Genomic DNA, 18822 nt, shown 5'->3' on the forward strand with positions numbered 1-18822 from the left:
TTTTGCCCATCATTTCCATACTGATCACCCTGTGTTCTCCTGCTCAAAAATTGAGCAGAAGCAGTTGAACACCTGGGTCAGTTTTCAGTCGGCAGAACAGCCTCTACTGGGTCAGTTTTCGGTCAGCAGCAACAGTTTGAAGCAAAGGGGGCTTTATTCGCTCGTGCCTCCTGCATCTGTGGTTCCTGCCCAAGTTCACCGGACAAACATTCTCAACCACGATCCGCACTATCGCCATCTGCCCCCGCTTTGGGAGAAGTTGAAAGATGATCGAGAAGGCCGGCTCTTACCCCCGGAAGAACGCTTGGCGCGGCAAATGCAATTTCAACTGGCGTATGTCAGTTACGTTGGTCTTGTGATCAGGCGTGCGCTTGAACGGTATGGCCTGCGAAGGATTGATGGAAATTACGTCTTCAGTTGGGCAGGGCGGAGTTTCGTACTCCGGCATGATGTACATGATTGGGTCGTAACTCAGTCAGAGGGATCTGCCTTGAGGATCGTACCGATTGCCTGGTTCGGCGCGTCAATAAAAATCAGTGAGAGTCTGGAGCCTGATCGCATCGTGTGTTGGCCAGGCGTGTCAACCAGTGTCGCATCGCCGCAGAGTCTTCCTGTCTCACCGCTGGACCTTTATGTCGTGGAGAAGATGGGGAAGTTGTTCGATGAGTGGATGTTGCGGCAGTTGCTCCAAGGTCATGGCCGAAAGCTGGGGGCGTTGCCCACTCCGGCCAAAAAGCTAACCCAGGCTTGGCCGGAACAGTTTGAATCTATTTCGTCTACTCACGTCAGGCTCCTCGCGCCAGTCGATGCTCAGAAAGCAGCCGAACTGAAGGCTTCACTCAAAGGTTCAGCTAACTCGCAAGTAGTTGATGCCGTCGGGGATGCCATTGAACAGATCTCAGCATTCGCCCAACTTTGTGGGCATCCGGCTCGATTCGAGCGCGGGCAGCAGCAGGACTTCTACTGTAAATGCGAAACATGTCAGGCAACTTGGTCGCTCAAGACCACAGGGAAACGGCGACACTTCGCTATGCGACCGAAGGGAGCATCCGCTATTCCAGAAGAGGACGGGTTTCTTTGGTCTGGGAGGGATTGGATTGGATTCGATTTGAGTTCAGAAAAGTGACAGTAGCCAAGTCGCCGAATCCGCACAGGCTGGTAGTACTGCTCCAGACTCGGCTACCCAGCGTGAGCATCTTCAGCGCTTTAGGCAGCGCTGCAACTTTGACCGCCATCAGCTAGTACTCAAAACCCTCGCTCGCAAAATAGGGGGGCCAGACTTTGAGGCACGGTTTAGGCACAGAATTGGCACAGCCCGAAAATGAGTCGGAGAGGCGCGCTGCGGGCAGTGCTCACCACTGGCTGGGTATCAGCACGGAGATTAATTTTAAGAAATTAGCCAATTCAGGCTTTGGATCGGCAGAGCCTTAGAGAAAAGGCTTTTAAATCATCCAGATATGGCGCACCAGGCGGGATTCGAACCCACGACCCCCGCCTTCGGAGGGCGGTACTCTATCCAGCTGAGCTACTGGTGCGTATGTGTTGCAGCGGTCTATTTGACCATTAGCTGACACCCGTCTCAAGTCGACGAGTATTGCCTTCGGAGGGCAGTACTCTATCCAGCTGAGCTACTGGTGCAGCGCGGGCGCAATCATACGCATGTCGCTGGCGGGCGTCCATGCTGCTGCCTTGTTCGTGATTCTGCACGCTAAGCGACCGCCAGCTGTCTATTCGTATAAATCCCTTGAATAAGGACAATATTCCGTTAATTTTTTCGAACAGGCTATTGCCCTTTACCCCTCTTGACACTAGGATTCGTTTGAGATTTCAAACGCTCTTGCTGAAATTGTGCGCGGCGCAACCCATGCCCGCCCACGGCCAGCACCAGCCCTACAGATTAGGCCCAGCTGCGCTGCAGTACGGCACATTCGATGACACGTACCGATGCCAGGGTGTCGGAATTTAGGAGACTGCCATGCAACTGAAAGACACCCAGCTGTTCCGTCAGCAGGCTTATATCGACGGCACTTGGCTGGACGCCGACAACGGCCAGACCATCAAGGTCAACAACCCGGCCACCGGCGAAATCATCGGTACCGTACCGAAAATGGGCGCAGCGGAAACCCGTCGCGCCATCGAAGCCGCCGACCGTGCGCTGCCAGCCTGGCGTGCCCTGACCGCCAAAGAACGCTCGAATAAGCTGCGCCGCTGGTTTGAACTGCTGATCGAGAACCAGGACGACCTCGGCCGCCTGATGACTCTGGAGCAGGGCAAGCCGCTGGCCGAAGCCAAGGGCGAGATTGCCTACGCCGCTTCCTTTATTGAGTGGTTCGCTGAAGAAGCTAAGCGCGTGTATGGCGACGTGATCCCTGGCCACCAGCCGGACAAGCGCCTGATCGTGATCAAGCAGCCGATCGGCGTAACTGCGGCCATTACCCCGTGGAACTTCCCCGCGGCGATGATCACCCGTAAAGCCGGCCCGGCCCTGGCCGCTGGTTGCACCATGGTGATCAAGCCCGCGTCGCAGACGCCGTTCTCCGCCCTGGCCCTGGTTGCTCTGGCCGAGCGCGCTGGCATTCCAAAAGGCGTGCTGAGCGTAGTGACCGGCAGCGCCGGTGAAGTCGGTGGCGAGCTGACCAGCAACCCGATCGTGCGCAAGCTGAGTTTCACCGGCTCCACCGAAATCGGTCGCCAGCTGATGGCCGAATGCGCCAAGGACATCAAGAAGGTCTCGCTGGAACTGGGCGGCAACGCGCCGTTTATCGTGTTCGACGATGCCGATCTGGATAAAGCCGTCGAAGGCGCGCTGATCTCCAAATACCGCAACAACGGCCAAACCTGCGTCTGCGCCAACCGCCTGTACATTCAGGACGGCGTGTACGACGCCTTCGCCGAGAAACTGGCCGCCGCCGTGGCCAAGCTGCAGATCGGCAACGGTCTTGATGAAGGTACCACCACTGGCCCGCTGATCGACGACAAGGCTGTGGCCAAGGTGCAGGAACACATAGCCGACGCCCTGAGCAAAGGCGCACGCCTGCTCGCCGGTGGCAAGCCGCACGCCCTGGGTGGCAGCTTCTTCGAGCCGACCATTCTGGTCGACGTGCCGAAGAACGCGGCGGTAGCCAAGGAAGAAACCTTCGGCCCACTGGCGCCGCTGTTCCGCTTCAAGGACGAGGCCGAAGTGATCGCGATGTCCAACGACACCGAGTTCGGCCTGGCTTCGTATTTCTACGCCCGTGACCTGGGTCGTGTGTTCCGTGTGGCGGAAGCTCTGGAATACGGTATGGTCGGCGTCAACACCGGGTTGATCTCCAATGAAGTCGCGCCGTTCGGTGGTGTGAAGGCCTCGGGCCTTGGCCGCGAAGGCTCGAAGTACGGCATTGAGGATTACCTGGAAATCAAATACCTCTGCCTGGGTATCTAACCCCGGCGACGTAGCAGTAACCCCGCCGAAGACGCACGAGAGCGCTGCGCCTTCGGCTTTATATGGACATAGCTGTGGCCGGGCGTGTTGTGGCAGTCGATCATCGAAAACTGCCAAACCGCCGCCGGTGACACATCCTTGAACCGCGCCGAGATTAACCGGCGAATGAGGACATCATGAGCAAGACCAACGAATCTTTGATGCAACGCCGCACCGCTGCCGTCCCGCGCGGCGTGGGCCAGATCCACCCGATCTTTGCCGAGTCGGCGAAGAACGCCACCGTCACCGACGTCGAAGGCCGCGAGTTTATCGACTTTGCTGGCGGCATCGCCGTGCTCAACACCGGCCACCTGCACCCGAAAGTGGTGGCGGCGGTGCAAGAGCAGCTGACCAAACTGACCCACACCTGCTTCCAAGTGCTGGCCTACGAGCCGTACGTTGAACTGTGCGAGAAAGTTAACGCGCGCGTGCCAGGCGACTTCGCCAAGAAGACCCTGCTGGTCACCACTGGCTCCGAAGCCGTGGAAAACTCGATCAAAATCGCCCGCGCTGCCACCGGCCGTGCCGGCGTGATCGCCTTCACCGGCGGTTACCACGGCCGCACCATGATGACCCTGGGTCTGACCGGCAAGGTCGTACCGTACTCGGCCGGTATGGGCCTGATGCCGGGCGGCATCTTCCGCGCCCAGTACCCGTGTGAACTGCACGGCGTCAGCACGGATGATGCGATCGCCAGCATCGAGCGCATCTTCAAGAACGATGCCGAGCCGCGCGATATCGCCGCGATCATCATCGAACCCGTACAGGGTGAAGGTGGTTTCTATGTGGCACCGAAAGACTTCATGCTGCGCCTGCGCGCCCTGTGTGATCAGCACGGCATCCTGCTGATCGCTGACGAAGTGCAGACCGGTGCTGGCCGTACCGGCACCTTCTTCGCCATGGAGCAGATGGGCGTCGCCGCCGACCTGACCACCTTTGCCAAATCCATCGCCGGCGGTTTCCCGGTGGCGGGCGTGTGCGGCAAAGCTGAATACATGGACGCCATCGCTCCAGGCGGTTTAGGTGGCACCTACGCGGGCAGCCCGATTGCCTGCGCCGCGGCCCTGGCTGTGATGGAAGTGTTCGAGGAAGAGCAGCTGCTGGATCGCTGCAAAGCAGTGGGCGAGCACCTGGTCACTGGCCTCAAAGCCATTCAAGCCAAGCACAACAGCATCGGCGAAGTACGTGCCCTGGGCGCCATGATTGCCATGGAGCTGTGCGAAGGTGGCGACGTGCACAAACCCAACGCCGCGCTGACCGGGCAGATTGTTGCCAAGGCGCGTGAGAAGGGTTTGATCCTGCTGTCCTGTGGCACCTACGGCAACGTCCTGCGCGTGCTGGTGCCGTTGACCGCTGAAGATGCGCTGCTCGACCGTGGCCTGGCGATCATCGCCGAGTGCTTCGACGAACTGGCGTAAGCCCGCAGCGCTCATACAAAAGACCCGCTTCGGCGGGTCTTTTGCGTTCTGCATCTGCCCCGGTAATCAAACAGTCAGCACGGCGCTAATCGCCAGTGTACAAGCACCCCAGGCAGCATCCCTCCATTACTGTCCCTGAAGCGTTTAAAAAGCGCTTTGTAGGACAACCAGACCGCTCTATTGCGGTATTTTCAGGCAAACTTACAAAGTTGACTAAAGACTCAGCATTTCGTCGGGCGACGCTGGTTTTAAAGTAACCAACCCGTACACTGCGCGCCGCCATATCGATGGCGCCATTATTTTGCCATCACGCTTTTCCCTGAGGTTTTCATGACTGCCCTGGCCAACGCTCCGGAGATTCTGATCGCCGAAGCAGACCCCTGGACTGCCGATCTGCTCGTGCAACTGGTACTCGATGTACGCGCCGATGCGCGAGTTATAAGAGTCACCGACGGTGAGGCAGCGCTGGCCAAATGCAAACGCCGTCTGCCGGCGCTGGTGATTGCCGATGGCGACCTGCCGGGCCTTGATGGTCTGGAATTGCTGCGCCAGTTGCGCCGCCATCCACGCACTCCGGCGCTGCCGTTTATCCTGATCAGCAGTCGCCTGGATGCCAGCAGCGTGCGCGCTGCGCGGCCGCTGGCACCGGCGGCCTACCTGGCCAAGCCGTTTAATGCCGAACAACTACGCCAGCGCCTGCTCGGCATTCTTGGCAGCGCCGCCGCCAGCGCAACAGCGATAGCGGCACCCTTGCTGGTCGACAGCCTGGATGATTACCTCAATGCGGTGCGCGAAGAAGGTCAGGGCGCGCCGTTGCTGGCCTCGGTACGCGACTCGGTGAGCCAGTGCCTCAACGGTGACGACAGCGATCTGCGTGAGCTGGAAGAGGTGTTTGCCCGTGATCCGCAGATCACCGCGCGACTGATCGCCGCCGCCAATAGCGCCGCCCAGCACCAGGGCGCACCCTGCCAAACCCTCAGCCAGGCACTGCCGCGTCTGGGCCTGGCGCGTACGCTGAATCTGGTATTGGGCATGGCCGTACAACGCAACGCACTGCTCAGTGATCCGCGCCTCGCCGAGCTGGCCAGCAGCGCCTGGGACAGCGCACAACGCAGCGCCGAACTGGCGCGCTGGCTGGCAGACGAGCTGCAACTGGATGCCGAGCTGTGCTTTACCGCCGCGCTGCTGCACAACATCGGTGAGCTGGCCCTGCTGCGCAGCCTGCAGGATTGGCAGGACGCCGGCGGCCTATTGCGCGATGAGGATATTCACCAGAGCTTCCAGCAACGCGCCGCCAGCTTCGGCTCGGCGCTGCGCATCCGCTGGCGTCTGCCGTTCGGCCTGCGTGAGCTGATCGCGGCGTTCTACAACCTCGGCAGCGGAGTGTTTAGCCGCGAGGCGCTGGTGCTCAATCTGGTCTGCCAGGTGCTGCGCCTGCGCAGTAACCAGTCGCCCAAAGAGCTACGCGATGAACGTTGTGTGCGCATGCTGCGCTTGGACCTCAGCCTGCTGGAACGCATCCCTTAGGTGTAGCGTGCAGATAAAGCCTCGTAGCAGCGAATCAACTACCCGCCAACTCCGAAATCAGCGAGTTGACCTCCATGCTGGCCTTCTCCATATCGCTGACGGCGCGTAGCACCTTGCTCCACTCCTTCGCCTGGGCGGCGTGCAGGGCCTCATGCGCGCTGTCATGTACCACCCGATGCGGCTGCTCCAGCTGCTGGAAGCTGCGCTGCTTGCCGTAGCGCGCGTTGGTGTCGCTGCTCTGGTACCACTGCCCCAGGCGACAGCTGGTGTGGCTGCTCAGCTGGGTGTTGCCGTCATGCAGGAACAGGCGCTGGTAGACCGTGAGCTTGAACAGCAGGTGATCGAGTTTGACCGCCTCGCAGAACGAGCCCAGGGCGATGCTTTCGATCAGTTGGCTCATGTGTTCGCCCAGCACGACCATTTCATCCAGGGTCTGCGCCGAGTGCGAAACATCCCCGGATAAGCGCGTGGCCTCACTGGACAGGCTGCCGATGGAACGGCTGGCACTGTCGGTTTCCTGATTGATGCTGCCGACCAGGGTGCTGATTTCCTGGGTAGCCTGACTGGTGCGCTGTGCCAGCGCGCGAACCTCATCGGCTACTACGGCAAAGCCACGGCCCTGTTCACCGGCGCGGGCTGCTTCGATGGCGGCGTTCAACGCGAGCAGGTTGGTCTGGTCGGAAATCGCCTTGATCAGCTCAACAATCCGGCTGATCTCGCTGACCCGCTGCTGCAGCAGATCGACACTTTGCACGCTGCTCACACCCTGCACCGCCATGCTGCTCAGGGAGTCCGAGAAGCCTGCCAGCAGCACTGAGGTTTGCTGGAAGATGCCGCTGTGCTGTTCGAGCTTGGCGACTTCCTGGTTCAGCTGTTCGGCCTGGGCCACCACGCCATCACGGGTCTGCGAGAGGGAATCTTCAAAGCGGCTCAGTTTGCCATGCAGCTCATGCTGATAACGGGTTACACCATTGAGCTCGTTGCGCTCCTGCTGGCTCTGTTGATGCAAGCTGCGCAGCTCGTCCAACTCGCGCTGCATGGCGGATTTTTCCTGACTTAGACGACTGACTTCCTGCTCCAGACTCTCACAACGCAAACGCCATTTACGGTCAAACATGATGCACGCAACTCCAAAAAGACGGCAGGAGACAGCAGCCGGAACTACCGGCGGTAAGCTTATTTCGGCAACCTCAGATAAAGGTTGAGCTGGATCAACGACGGTCGAGGGCGAGCTGCATCTGCACTTCTGCATCGGCCGCATCGCTTAGCTGAGTCAGTGGTTGCGGATGGCCGATGCAGTAGCCCTGGGCATAGTCGAGGCCCAGTTTGCGCACACACTCAAGCGTCTCCGGGCTTTCGACGAATTCAGCCACGGTACTCAGACCCAGCTGGCTGGCGATCTGCTGCATCGAGCCGACCATGGCCTGGTTGATCGGGTCACTCTCGATACCGCGGATAAAACTGCCGTCGATCTTGACGATATCCAGCGGCAGATGGCGCAGGTAGGCGTAGGAGGCAAAGCCGCTGCCGAAGTCATCCAGCGCCACTTTCAGGCCCAGGCTGCGCAACTGCTTGATCCACTGCGCAGACACCCCCAGCTCGCCCAGCGCGACCATCTCGGTCACTTCGATGCACAGCTTGTGCGCCGGCAAGTTGTGCCGCAGCAGCTCGCTGTGGAGCATCTCGTGGAAGTGCGCGTTGAGCAGCGAGCTGGCAGTCAGGTTGAAATTCACCTGAGCCAATTGCTGCACATGCCGCGGGTTGTCCGCCAGCCATTGCAGCAGGCGCATCACCACCCAGCGGTCGATGGCACCGAGAAAGCCGTAGCGCTCGGCGGCACCGAGAAACTGCCCCGGGCTGATCCACTCGCCACTGTGCGGGTCGTGGTAGCGCAGCAGCACTTCATAGCGCAGGCCATCGCTGGCGTTCTGCAGCGCCATTACCGGCTGATAGAACAGCTCGAAATGGCCCAGTTCGATGGCCTCACGCAGGCGGGTGATCCATTGCAGCTGGCGCTGATGCTCCAGCAGCACGCCATCGGCAGGGTTGAACTGCTGCACGCGGTTGCGGCCGAGGTGTTTGGCCAACTGGCTGGCGCTGTCGGCCCAGTTCAATGCGGTTTCCCAGTCGCTTACGCCGCTGTCCAGCTCCAGCAGGCCGATGCTGGCCTGCACGCGGAATGGTCGGCCTTGCCAGCTGAAGACGAATTGCTCAACGCAGTGGCGCAGATTTTCTGCATGTTCCAGAGCGGCCTCGTTGTTGATTTCACGCAGCAGCACGGCGAATTCATCGCCCCCAATGCGCGCCAGTTCGGCATGCCGCGGCAGTTGGTGCCGTAAGTGGCCAGACAGCTGGCGCAGCAGCTGATCACCCGCCGAGTGCCCGCAGAGGTCATTGACCTGCTTGAACTGATCCAGGTCCAGGCACAACAAATGGCTGTAGCGCGGCGTGCTCTGGCCTTTGAGGCTTTCACGCAGCAGACGCTCTAACTCGCGGCGGTTGAGCAGGCCGGTCAGCGAGTCATGTGCAGCCAGGTACTGCAAGCGTTCTTCCAGCGCGCGGCGCTCACTGAGGTCGACCACGATGCCTTCGATGCAATCCTGGGTCGGGCGCAGGTGCAACGACAGGTATACCCAATGGCTCTGCCCGTCGAGGCCATGAATCTGACATTCCTGGCTAGTGGCCGGTTGCTCGTTGTGCAGTTGCGACACGTACTCGGCCCACTGTTCGGTGCCCAACAGCTGCTGCATGGACAGCTCGCGGCTGTCCTGTGCCAGCCCTAGTAGCGCGGTAAAGCTGGGGTTGGCTTCAATCAGGGCGCCGCTGCGGGTGCACCGGAAAATACCCTCACCACTGCTGCTGAACAACGCTTGGTACTGCTCCAGATTGCCCAGCGCCTGAGCCTTGCTTTGCAACAAGGCACGGCGGATATGCTCCAGTTGCTTATCGAGGATGGCGCCAAACAGCAGCATGCTCAGCACTGGCAGGTAGGCATGCATGTAATTAAACCCCGGCGGCAAGGGAATCACACCCGTGCGGCCGAGGGGTACCAACAGCATCAGCAACAGGGCCGAACTCCAGCACAGCAGGTAACCGATGGCATAAGGCCGCCGCTGGTACACGCCGAGAATCAACAAGAGCAGCTGGAACATGCCGTTAAACAGGATCAGCACATTCAGTGCCTGGTAGGAGCGGAAATGGCCATAGCTGACTATGGTCCAACCGCACACCAGCAGGGTCACGGCAAATAGCACATTGCGCAGATGGCGCACACGGCCCAACTCCAGTTTCAGCGAGCTGGCGAGAAACAGGCTGCTGAAGATCAACATGCCAGGGTTGGCCAAATTGGCCATCTGAGCCGACAACCACACCCACTGCGGCGCCAGCAGGCTGATGATGCCGTGCATGCTGGCGTTGTACAGCGCCACACTGGCCACCGTCAGGCAGAACCACACCAGCTGCGTTTCGCGCAACGCGCTGTATTTCACCAGGAAGAACAGGGTCAGGCTGAGCAGCGCACCCAATAGCAAGCCGCTGCGCATCCAGTGTTCGGCCAGCAATAGCGGGCTTTGTTCGGCCGCCACCAGCTGCATCGGCACACTCACCGCCGAACCGCTTTGCACCCGCAGTAACAAGGTATGCGGACCTTCGCCAAGACGCGGCAGGTTGAGCAGAAAATGTGGCGAGGGCGCACCACGCAAAAGAAAATCGCGGTGGTCACCGCTGTAGAAGGGCGCGATCAACCGCTCACGGTCGTATAGCCAGACTTCGATGTCGTCGAGAAAAGGCCGGTCGATCATCAGGTCAAGACGTTCGGCCACCGGTGCATCAAGGCGAAACGCCAGCCACCAGGCGCTGGCGGAGTAACCCAGGCGCGGCACGCCATCCATTCGCGTGCCTTCGCGGTCAATACGCTGCTGCACTTCGGCCGCGGTCAAATTGCCACTGGGGTCTTCCAGCACCAAACTGGCGGGCACTTCTACCGGCCGCGTGAGCTGTTTGTTGCTCAGCACCAACAATGGCAGCTCAGCAAACGCCGAAGCGCTGCCCAGTGCAAAGCAGAGCAATGCAGCCAGCAAAGGAAGGTTGAGCAAACGGAGCATCCTGGCGCCTCAATAAACTGCGAGGTGCGCCAAGGCTCAGGGTGAACACAGCTCGCCGGCTAGAGCGAGTTGACGCTCGAGAATTCTAGCTGAGAACTGGCGATTTGATTGCGCTGACGGTCTCACTCAGCTCCAGTAGCAGCCCGGTAATTTGCTCGGCACTCATGTTGAAGGGGTCAAAACGGTCGCTGGAGGAATATTTCAGAAACAACTCGCGGTTGGCCTGCTTCGCACCAGCCCAGCCCATGCTCCAGTTGCCGTAACGGCGCATGCTGATTTCCGCGTAATCGAGGATGGTCAGGTCCTTGTGCCGGCTGTCATCTGCCAATCGGTTGTACAGGGCGTTCACCTCTGCACGCGGACCTTCCAGCGCCTGCAGGAAGATATCCGCGTTGCAACAGAGGATGCCGGTCAGTCCTTTGCCTGGATTGTTGCGCTGTGAACTGTCGAGAATCTCGCGGATCAGCTCGGAAGAAACGCCGTGACTGGCACGGCTGGCGTAGGTGAGGCGCACAAGCATGGTGATCTCCTTTAGCGCGGAAGCAGGGTCCGGGCCAGAATCAGGGTGCCCACGCCCCAGGTGGCGTTGAGCAGAAAGCCAATCAAAAAGCGGCCCGGCAACTGCGCCGGATCAACCCCCATACCCTTGAGCGGAAACACCACCAGCAGGGCAACAGTAGTCAGGGCGATACCACCAAACAGCAGGGCCTTGATCCAGGGTTGTGGCTTGTGTGCATCCCAGCGCAAAACCAGCAGCATCACCACCGCCCAGACACCGCCCCAGAAGGATGCCGAAAGCAATGACGGCACTCCCAGCGGCGCCGTTGGGCTCAAGTTGAACGGCGCAAACGGCACCACAGCCAAGGCATGCAACACACCCAAAACCGGCTGATGAAAAAACGGCACGGCCAGAAAACCCGCTACAAAGAACACGCTAAGACGTAGCATCGACACATCCTTTGCTGAGAATTATCAGCCGATACTGCCCTATCTGTATAAGATTTGTATAACTAATTGCGTAACATTCTTCTGCCTACATGCGTAACAAAAGCCCTCGGGCACTCTCTATAGTGGCTACTTAGCGGCTGACATAATCAACCGACGCATCAGCATCAAGGAAACAGACACCGTGCATGCCATGCTTCCCTTGCTCGACCAACTGGCGTTTCCGGCCATCCGCCGTGGCCAGCTGGAAGCACTGCAGATCAACCTGACCTACCGCTGCAACCAGCGCTGCCTGCATTGCCACGTCAATGCCGGGCCGACCCGCACCGAGGCCATGACCGATGAAAGCCTGGCCCTGCTGCATCAGGTGATCGACGCCCACCCGGTGCACACCCTCGACCTCACCGGCGGCGCGCCGGAGATGCACCCACGTTTTCGCGAGATCGTGATCCACGCGCGGCGTGAAGGCCTGCGGGTGATCGATCGCTGCAACCTGACCATCTTGAGCGAGCCGGGCTATGAAGACCTGGCGCAGTTTCTCGCCGACCAGGGCGTGGAAATCAGTGCTTCGCTGCCTTGTTACTCACGCGATAACGTCGACAAGCAGCGCGGCGATGGTGTGTTCGATGCCAGCATCAAGGGCCTGCAACAGCTCAATGCCCTGGGCTACGGCCAGCCGGGTAGCGGTCTGATCCTCAACCTGGTGTACAACCCACAAGGGCCGAGCCTGCCGCCACCGCAAGCGGCGCTGGAAGCCGATTACAAACGCCACCTGGTCGAGGACTTCGGCATCGTCTTCAACCACCTGCTGACCATCACCAACCAGCCGATTGCGCGCTTTGGCAGCACCCTGGTCAGCAAGGGCCAGTTCAACGGCTATATGCAGCTGTTGCGCGACAGCTACCGGCCGGAAAACCTCGAACCCTTGATGTGCCGCAGCCTAGTCAGCGTCGATTGGCAGGGCTACCTGTACGACTGCGATTTCAACCAGATGCTCGATCTGCCGCTGCAACTGCCAGAGGTGATCGGCCGTGACCGGCCGCACCTGCGCGATCTGCTGAGTGCAACACTGGCCGGCAACCCCATCGTGACCCGTGATCATTGTTATGCCTGCACCGCCGGCCAGGGCTCCAGCTGCGGCGGTTCGTTAACTTCCTAAGGATCAATCCATGCAACCAACCAGTCTCACCGGGCTGTTCTTCTGGGGCTTTCTTGTGGTCTACGGCGTGCTGATGCTGGCCTTGTCGCCACGCGCCGTAACCCTGGGCGGGTTCTTTAATGGCGAGGACAACCAGGGCCGCAGCGCCAGCCCGTGGTTGATCACCTCCAGCATCTTTATCAGCTGGATCTTCGCCAAATCGGTGACCAATGCCGCCAATCTGGGTGCCACTTATGGCCTGGTCGGCGGCTTGGCCTATGCCATGTACTGGCTGTCAATTCCGCTCACTGGCTTTGTCATCTACCGCCTGCGTCGGCGCTTTGCGGCGACCGGCCTGGTCAGCTTCCTGAGCAGTCACTACGGCCGTGGCGCAGCGCTGGCGTTTTCCGCGGCGATTCTGATTCGCCTGTTCAACGAGGTGTGGAGCAACACGGCCGTGGTCGGCGGTTATTACGGCGACTCGGGCAGCTTCGAATTTATTGCCTCGGCTTTGCTGTTTACCGCAGTGACTCTGGCCTACAGCCTGCGCGGCGGGCTGCGCAGCTCGATCCTTACCGACGCGGCGCAAGCGGCGATCTTCGTGATTGCCTTGGTCTGGGTGCTCGGCCTGGTGCTGCCGCAGCATTCGCCGACTGAGCTGGCCAGCACCAGCAACTGGGCACTGAATGCCGGCGTCGACCTGCTGCTGGTCGCCGGCCTGCAGGCCTTCAGCTACGGCTTCCATGACCCGGTGCTGACCGACCGTGGCTTTATCAGCGAAGAAAAGGCCATGCGCCGCTCCTTCCTGATTGCCGGGGTGCTGGGTTTTATCGCCATCCTCGCCTTCAGCCTTATCGGCGTGCACGCCCAACTTACCGGCCTGGCCGCCTCCGACAACGTACCCGCCGCCCTGGCCAAGAGCCTGGGCATCGGCGCGCTGCTGGTGATGACCGTGGTGATGGTTTCCGCTGCTGGTTCGACCCTGGATTCGACCTTCTCCAGCCTGGCCAAACTGGCCGGGCGCGAGCTGCCGAAGCTGGCCGGCCGCGACCTCGGGCAGAAAGCCATTGGCGTGGGCATGGCGGTGATGGTGGTATTCGCACTGCTTGGCAACCTGCCGATGATCGCCGGCACCGACATCCTCAAGGCCACCACCATTAGCGGCACCATGGTCATCGGCCTGGCGCCGGTGTTCGTCCTGCACGGTCTCACCACGCCGACACGGCTGGGTTTTCACCTGAGCTTCTGGACTGGGCTGGGCCTGGGCGTTGCCCTGACCCTGAACTGGATTCCGCAGAGCTGGGCCATCGGCGACGGCAAATACGCGCTGCTGCTCGGCACCAACCTGTATGGCCTGGGACTCTGTGTGCTCGGCTATCTACTGCCTGGTTGGTTGCGAGGCAAAGCCTGATGCGCGCCGGTCGCGATTGCCCGCTGGACTACCGTCTGGCGCGGGATGCCTTTAGCGGTGAGCCCGCCTTCGAGTGCGACACCCTCTATGTGGTCGGCGGCCTGTATGGCAATCGCCAGGCCCTGGCCGCCCTGCAGCGGCGCGTGGCGGCGGAGCCTAAGGCGCGCGTGGTGTTTAACGGTGACGCCCACTGGTTCGATCGCGACCCCGAGATTTTCCAGCAGATCGAGCAGGGCCTCGCCGCCCATCTACCGCTGCGCGGCAATGTCGAAACCGAGCTGGGCCGCGCCGATGACAGCGGTGCCGGCTGTGGTTGTGCCTATCCGATGACGGTGGATGAAGCGGTAGTCGAGCGCTCCAATGCCATCCAGCTGGAATTGAATAGAACCGTGCAGGGCTTGCCGGGTATGGCCGCACGCCTGGCGGCGCGTCCGAGTACCGTGCTGGTGAGTGTCGCCGGCCAACGCGTGGCGATCAGCCATGGCGACGAGCAGTCCCTGGCTGGCTGGGGCTGCTCGCGGGAATCGCTCAGCGAGCCGGAGCGCCAGGAGCAACTGAACGCCTGGTTTACCGCCAACAGGGTGCAGGTACTCGCCACCAGCCATACCTGCTCGGCGGTGGCCTTGAACCTGGAGCATGGCGCGCTGATCAATAACGGCGCGGCCGGACTGCCGAACTTTGCCGGAGGCCGCTATGGCCTGCTCAGTCGCATCGCCACCACGCCACACCCGGCGGCGCTTTACCGTTGCCAGCGTGACGGCCTGTTTATCGAAGCGCTGCCGCTGAACTACGACCACACTGCTTTTCTCGCCGACTTCGACCGCCAGTGGCCTGCCCATAGCCCGGCGGCGTTGTCCTATCGTTCGCGGGTGCTCGGCCAACTGACCGACCGCCCAGAGACTGCTCTGCTGGCCGGTTTTAGCCTGTGCCAAAGCCTTTGCGCCTTGGAGGCGCTGACTGATGAATAGCCGCAAACTCGCCCTGATGGGCCTGATCCTCGCGCTGCTAGGCAGCTTCTTTGTCTTCGACATCGGCCAGTACCTCAACCTGGAAGCACTCAAAGCGCAGCAAGCGGCGCTGAATGCTCAAGTGGCCGCGCAGCCCTGGCTAGCGGCGGGGCTGTTCTTTATCGCTTACGTCGCGGTCACGGCGCTGTCGCTGCCCGGCGCGGCTTTGATGACCTTGCTGGCCGGCGCACTGTTCGGTCTGCTCGAGGGCTTTGTGCTGGTGTCCTTCGCCTCGACGCTGGGCGCGACCTTGGCCATGCTCAGCAGCCGTTTTCTGCTGCGCGATTGGGTGCAAAGCCGCTTCGGCCAGCGCCTGGCCGGTATTGATGCGGGCATCGAACGTGAAGGCGCGTTCTACCTGTTCGCTCTGCGCCTGGTGCCGCTGTTTCCGTTCTTTTTGATCAACCTGGCCATGGGCCTGACCCGCCTGCCGGCGCGCACCTACTGGTGGGTCAGCCAGCTCGGCATGCTGCCGGGCACACTGGTATTCGTAAATGCCGGCCGCGAACTGGGCCAGCTGGACTCCCTGGCGGGCATCCTCTCGCCGGGGCTGCTGGGTGCCTTCGTGCTGCTTGGGGTATTCCCGCTGATCGCGCGCAAGCTGCTCGGCCTGATCCAGGCGCGGCGGGTGTATGCCGGTTGGCACAAACCGAAAACCTTCGACCGCAACCTGCTGGTGATCGGCGCGGGTGCCGGTGGCTTGGTCAGCGCCTATATCGCAGCAGCGGTGAAGGCCAAGGTCAGCCTGATCGAAAAACACCAGATGGGCGGCGACTGCCTGAACACCGGCTGCGTGCCATCCAAGGCGCTGCTGCGTTCGGCCAAGCTGGCCAATGAACTGAAAAAGGGCCCGGCATTGGGCTTTACCGGCGTGCAGGGCACGGTGGATTTCCCGGCCGTGATGCAGCGCATCCAGCGGGTGATCGCCGACATCGAACCGCATGATTCAGTGGAGCGTTACACCGGCCTGGGCGTCGAAGTGATTCAGGGCGAAGCGAAGATCCTCTCGCCCTGGAGCGTGGAGGTGAACGGCCAAACCCTGACCAGCCGCAACCTGATCATCGCGGCCGGGGCGCGGCCGTTGGTGCCGAAGATTCCTGGCCTGGAGCAGGTGCAGAGCTACACCTCGGACAGCATCTGGAGCCTGCGTGAACAGCCGCGCTGGCTGCTGGTGCTCGGTGGCGGACCGATTGGCTGCGAGCTGGCCCAGGCCTTCCAGCGCCTCGGCAGCCAGGTGATTCAGGTGGAGCTGGCCGAACGCCTGCTGCCGCGCGAGGATGCCGACGCCAGCGAGTTGGTACTGAATAGCCTGCGTGCCGACGGCGTGGATGTGCGCCTGCAACACCGCGCCGAACGCTTTGAAGTGGTCAATGGCGAACAACGCATGGTCGCCCGCCGCGTGGACACCGGCGAGGAGGTGACCATCGCCTTCGACGGTCTGCTGCTGGCCCTCGGCCGGGTGGCCAATGTCAGCGGCTACGGCGTCGAGGAACTGGGCCTGACGGTGCGGCCTAACGGCACCCTGGAAACCGACGAGTACCTGGCGACACGCTTCCCCAATATCTATGCGGTGGGCGATGTCACCGGGCCGTACCAGTTCACGCATGTGGCGGCGCACCAAGCCTGGTATGCGGCGGTCAACGCGCTGTTCTCAGGTTTCAAGCGTTTTAAGGTGGATTACCGGGTGATTCCTGCCTGCACCTTTACCGACCCCGAAGTCGCCCGCGTCGGCCTCTCCGAAGGCGAAGCCAAGGCGCAGAATATCGCCTATGAGGTGACCCGCTACGGCATCGACGACCTCGACCGGGCGATTGCCGATGACGCCGCCCACGGCTTTGTCAAAGTACTGACCGTGCCGGGTAAGGATCAGATTCTCGGGGTGACCATCGTCGGCGAACACGCCGGGGAGCTGCTCGCCGAATACGTGCTGGCGATGAAGCATGGCCTCGGCCTGAACAAGATTCTCGGCACCATCCACACCTACCCGACCATGGCCGAGGCCAACAAATACGCGGCCGGTGAATGGAAACGCGCTCATGCGCCGCAAGGCCTGCTGCGCCTGGTCGAGCGTTTCCATACCTGGCGCCGCAGCTGATGCGTAGGTTACTGCTGGCCCTACTTGTGCTGACGCCGCTGGCGCAAGCCGAAAACCAACTGACGCCCTGGACGGCCGGCCCGCCCAGCGGTGAATGGTCAGCGCCCTGGCGCCTGGCGGATATCCCCAAACTCAAACCGTCCTCGCGTACGCTGGTCGAGCAGGATGGCCAGCAGGTGTTGCGCATCCAGGCCGATGCCGCCGCGGGCGGCCTGCTGCATCCGCTGGACCTCCCCGGCGATCAGCCCTGGCAACTGAGCTGGCAGTGGCGCACCGAGCGCAAACTGGAGCAGGCGCGCTTCGCCACCCGTGAAGGTGACGACTACGCGGCGCGGGTTTATGTGCTGCTGGATTACCCGTTGGATTCGTTGAGCTTCGTCACCCGCCAGAAGCTGCGCTTGGCGCGTACGTTCTTTGATCCCGACCTGCCGGCGGCAACCCTCAGCTATGTCTGGGACAACCGCGCGACACCCGGCACCCACGCGCGCAGCGCCTACACCGAGACGGTGGAAATGCACGTGCTGCGTGGCCCGGAAGCGCCACTGGGGCAATGGCTCACGGAGTCGCGCGATCTACGTGCAGACGCCACCGCCGCCTTTGGCAGCGCGCCACGCAAGATTCTCGGCGTGGTCTTCGCCGCCGACAGCGACAACACCGGCGAGTCGGCAGAAAGCTATTTCGCTGCCCCGCAGTTGCGCAGTACGACGCGCTAAACAGGCTCTACCCCTGATTAAGTTGAGCCTTAAGCAAGTCGCGAAAGGTTTGAATCAGCGCTTCCCGCGAACGGCCACGGCGCAAAATCAACGAGAACGGCGCCTGATAGCCGAAGGTCGCCGGTAGCAGCACCTTGAGCCGACCCTGCTCGACCCAGGGCTGCGCGTAGTGCTCCGGCAAGTAGCCGATATAAGCGCCGGACAGCACCAGAATCAGCTGCGCCTCCATCGACTCCACCGTCGCCGCGCTGTGCTTGAAGCCGTGCCGGGCCAGCTCCGCCTGGCTCCAGTAACCGCGGCCGACCATACGCTGCTGGGCGATCACTTCCTCGGGGATGCGCCGCTCGGTGAATAGCGAATGCCGCTCGCTGCAATACAACCAGTGCTGCTCACGGTACAGCGGTTGGTAGACCAGGCCGTTCATCCGCGTGGAGAACGCACCGATGGCCAGGTCCAGGCGGTTATCCAGCACCGCCAGTTGCAGCTCGTAAGGGCTGACCACCGACAGATGCAGGTGCACAGCCGGGTGCTCCTGGCTGTAAGCGCCGATTACCTCGGCCAGGGGTAGGGCCGGGTCGCTCACCGTGGAATCCAGTACGCCGAGGTTGAGGGTGCCGCGCAGCTCGCCCTTGAGCGCCGCCGAGTAACGCTCGAAACCTTCCAGCTCACCCAGCAGACGCAGGGTTTCCTGATGGAACAGCTCGCCCTTGCTGGTCAGGCTAAAGCCGCCACGACCACGGTGACAAAGACTCAAACCCAGCTGGCTCTCCAGCTGACTCATATAGGTGCTGATCGCCGAGGTGGACAGGTTCAGCTCCTGCTGCGCGGCGGCAAAACCCTGATGACGCACCACCGAGACGAAGATGCGCAGCAGTTTCAGATCGGGCAGGGCTTGGCTCATCAGCGCGGACTCTTCGGATGGGTTACGCGGTTCGACCCATCCTACAGAGGCGCGTATTAGTTTAGAAATTTCTGAACTAAGTTTTTGCCTGCAGCGATTTG

The 18822-nt window shown here is 61.3% G+C and carries 14 protein-coding genes and 1 tRNA gene; 9 read left to right on the top strand and 6 right to left on the bottom strand.

Features of this window, described 5'->3' with window-relative positions; translation table 11 throughout:
* Positions 1 to 1126: hypothetical protein (locus HBN63_RS17165; protein WP_170050245.1), on the top strand; the 1126-nt coding region annotated here is incomplete at its 5' end.
* A gap of 332 nt (positions 1127 to 1458) precedes the next feature.
* Here HBN63_RS17165 and HBN63_RS17170 read toward each other — a convergent pair.
* Positions 1459 to 1535, bottom strand: a tRNA-Arg gene (locus HBN63_RS17170).
* A 440-nt stretch (positions 1536 to 1975) separates the two neighbouring features.
* On the opposite strand from HBN63_RS17170, the gene gabD reads away from it, so the two are divergent.
* The 3 genes from gabD (at position 1976) to HBN63_RS17185 (ending at position 6408) form a co-directional block, all read left to right on the top strand.
* Entirely contained in the window at positions 1976 to 3424 is a 1449-nt protein-coding gene (gene gabD, locus HBN63_RS17175) for an NADP-dependent succinate-semialdehyde dehydrogenase (protein WP_167146019.1), read from the top strand.
* A 176-nt stretch (positions 3425 to 3600) separates the two neighbouring features.
* Positions 3601 to 4881 carry a 4-aminobutyrate--2-oxoglutarate transaminase gene (gene gabT / locus HBN63_RS17180; protein WP_170050247.1) on the top strand — a complete coding sequence of 427 codons (1281 nt, stop codon included), beginning with the start codon at positions 3601 to 3603 and terminating at the stop codon, positions 4879 to 4881.
* A 330-nt stretch (positions 4882 to 5211) separates the two neighbouring features.
* Positions 5212 to 6408: an HDOD domain-containing protein gene (locus HBN63_RS17185; protein ID WP_170050248.1), complete on the top strand. Its 1197-nt coding sequence runs from the start codon at positions 5212 to 5214 to the stop codon at positions 6406 to 6408.
* A 34-nt stretch (positions 6409 to 6442) separates the two neighbouring features.
* Here the strand turns inward: HBN63_RS17185 and HBN63_RS22100 are convergent, their stop codons facing one another.
* The 4 genes from HBN63_RS22100 to HBN63_RS17205 form a co-directional block, all read right to left on the bottom strand.
* Positions 6443 to 7525, bottom strand: coding sequence for a methyl-accepting chemotaxis protein (locus tag HBN63_RS22100; protein WP_275941111.1), 1083 nt, complete (start codon positions 7523 to 7525; stop codon positions 6443 to 6445).
* Positions 7526 to 7619: 94 nt separating this feature from the next.
* Positions 7620 to 10511, bottom strand: coding sequence for an EAL domain-containing protein (locus tag HBN63_RS17195; protein ID WP_170050250.1), 2892 nt, complete (start codon positions 10509 to 10511; stop codon positions 7620 to 7622).
* 85 nt (positions 10512 to 10596) lie between these two features.
* Positions 10597 to 11031 carry a BLUF domain-containing protein gene (locus HBN63_RS17200; RefSeq protein ID WP_090254315.1) on the bottom strand — a complete coding sequence of 145 codons (435 nt, stop codon included), beginning with the start codon at positions 11029 to 11031 and terminating at the stop codon, positions 10597 to 10599.
* A gap of 11 nt (positions 11032 to 11042) precedes the next feature.
* Positions 11043 to 11459, bottom strand: a complete 417-nt coding sequence (locus HBN63_RS17205) for a hypothetical protein (protein ID WP_170050251.1) — start codon at positions 11457 to 11459, stop codon at positions 11043 to 11045.
* A 190-nt stretch (positions 11460 to 11649) separates the two neighbouring features.
* Between HBN63_RS17205 and arsS the strand changes: the two genes are divergently transcribed.
* The 5 genes from arsS to HBN63_RS17230 are packed head-to-tail and all read left to right on the top strand — an operon-like array spanning position 11650 to position 17820.
* A complete protein-coding gene (arsS, locus tag HBN63_RS17210; RefSeq protein ID WP_178093429.1) occupies positions 11650 to 12615 on the top strand; it encodes an arsenosugar biosynthesis radical SAM (seleno)protein ArsS in 966 nt (321 codons plus the stop codon).
* A gap of 10 nt (positions 12616 to 12625) precedes the next feature.
* On the top strand, positions 12626 to 14005 hold the full coding sequence (locus HBN63_RS17215; protein WP_170050253.1) for a sodium:solute symporter: 1380 nt from the start codon (positions 12626 to 12628) through the stop codon (positions 14003 to 14005).
* Positions 14005 to 14973 (top strand): hypothetical protein, encoded by a 969-nt coding sequence (locus HBN63_RS17220; protein ID WP_170050254.1) that lies wholly within the window; start codon positions 14005 to 14007, stop codon positions 14971 to 14973. The genes HBN63_RS17215 and HBN63_RS17220 overlap by 1 nt, the downstream gene beginning before the upstream one ends.
* Entirely contained in the window at positions 14966 to 17107 is a 2142-nt protein-coding gene (locus tag HBN63_RS17225) for a bifunctional TVP38/TMEM64 family protein/FAD-dependent oxidoreductase (protein WP_170050255.1), read from the top strand. Before HBN63_RS17220 ends, HBN63_RS17225 begins: the two co-directional genes overlap by 8 nt.
* Positions 17107 to 17820, top strand: coding sequence for a DUF3047 domain-containing protein (locus HBN63_RS17230; protein ID WP_170050256.1), 714 nt, complete (start codon positions 17107 to 17109; stop codon positions 17818 to 17820). Before HBN63_RS17225 ends, HBN63_RS17230 begins: the two co-directional genes overlap by 1 nt.
* 7 nt (positions 17821 to 17827) lie before the next feature.
* On the opposite strand, the gene HBN63_RS17235 is transcribed toward HBN63_RS17230, so the two are convergent.
* The gene (locus HBN63_RS17235) at positions 17828 to 18721 is read right to left on the bottom strand and encodes a LysR family transcriptional regulator (protein WP_170050257.1); all 894 of its coding nucleotides are present in this window, start codon (positions 18719 to 18721) and stop codon (positions 17828 to 17830) included.
* Positions 18722 to 18822: the final 101 nt, after the last annotated feature.

The sequence above is a fragment of the Pseudomonas sp. WS 5011 genome, from assembly GCF_012985775.1.
GTDB classification, from domain to species: domain Bacteria; phylum Pseudomonadota; class Gammaproteobacteria; order Pseudomonadales; family Pseudomonadaceae; genus Aquipseudomonas; species Aquipseudomonas peli.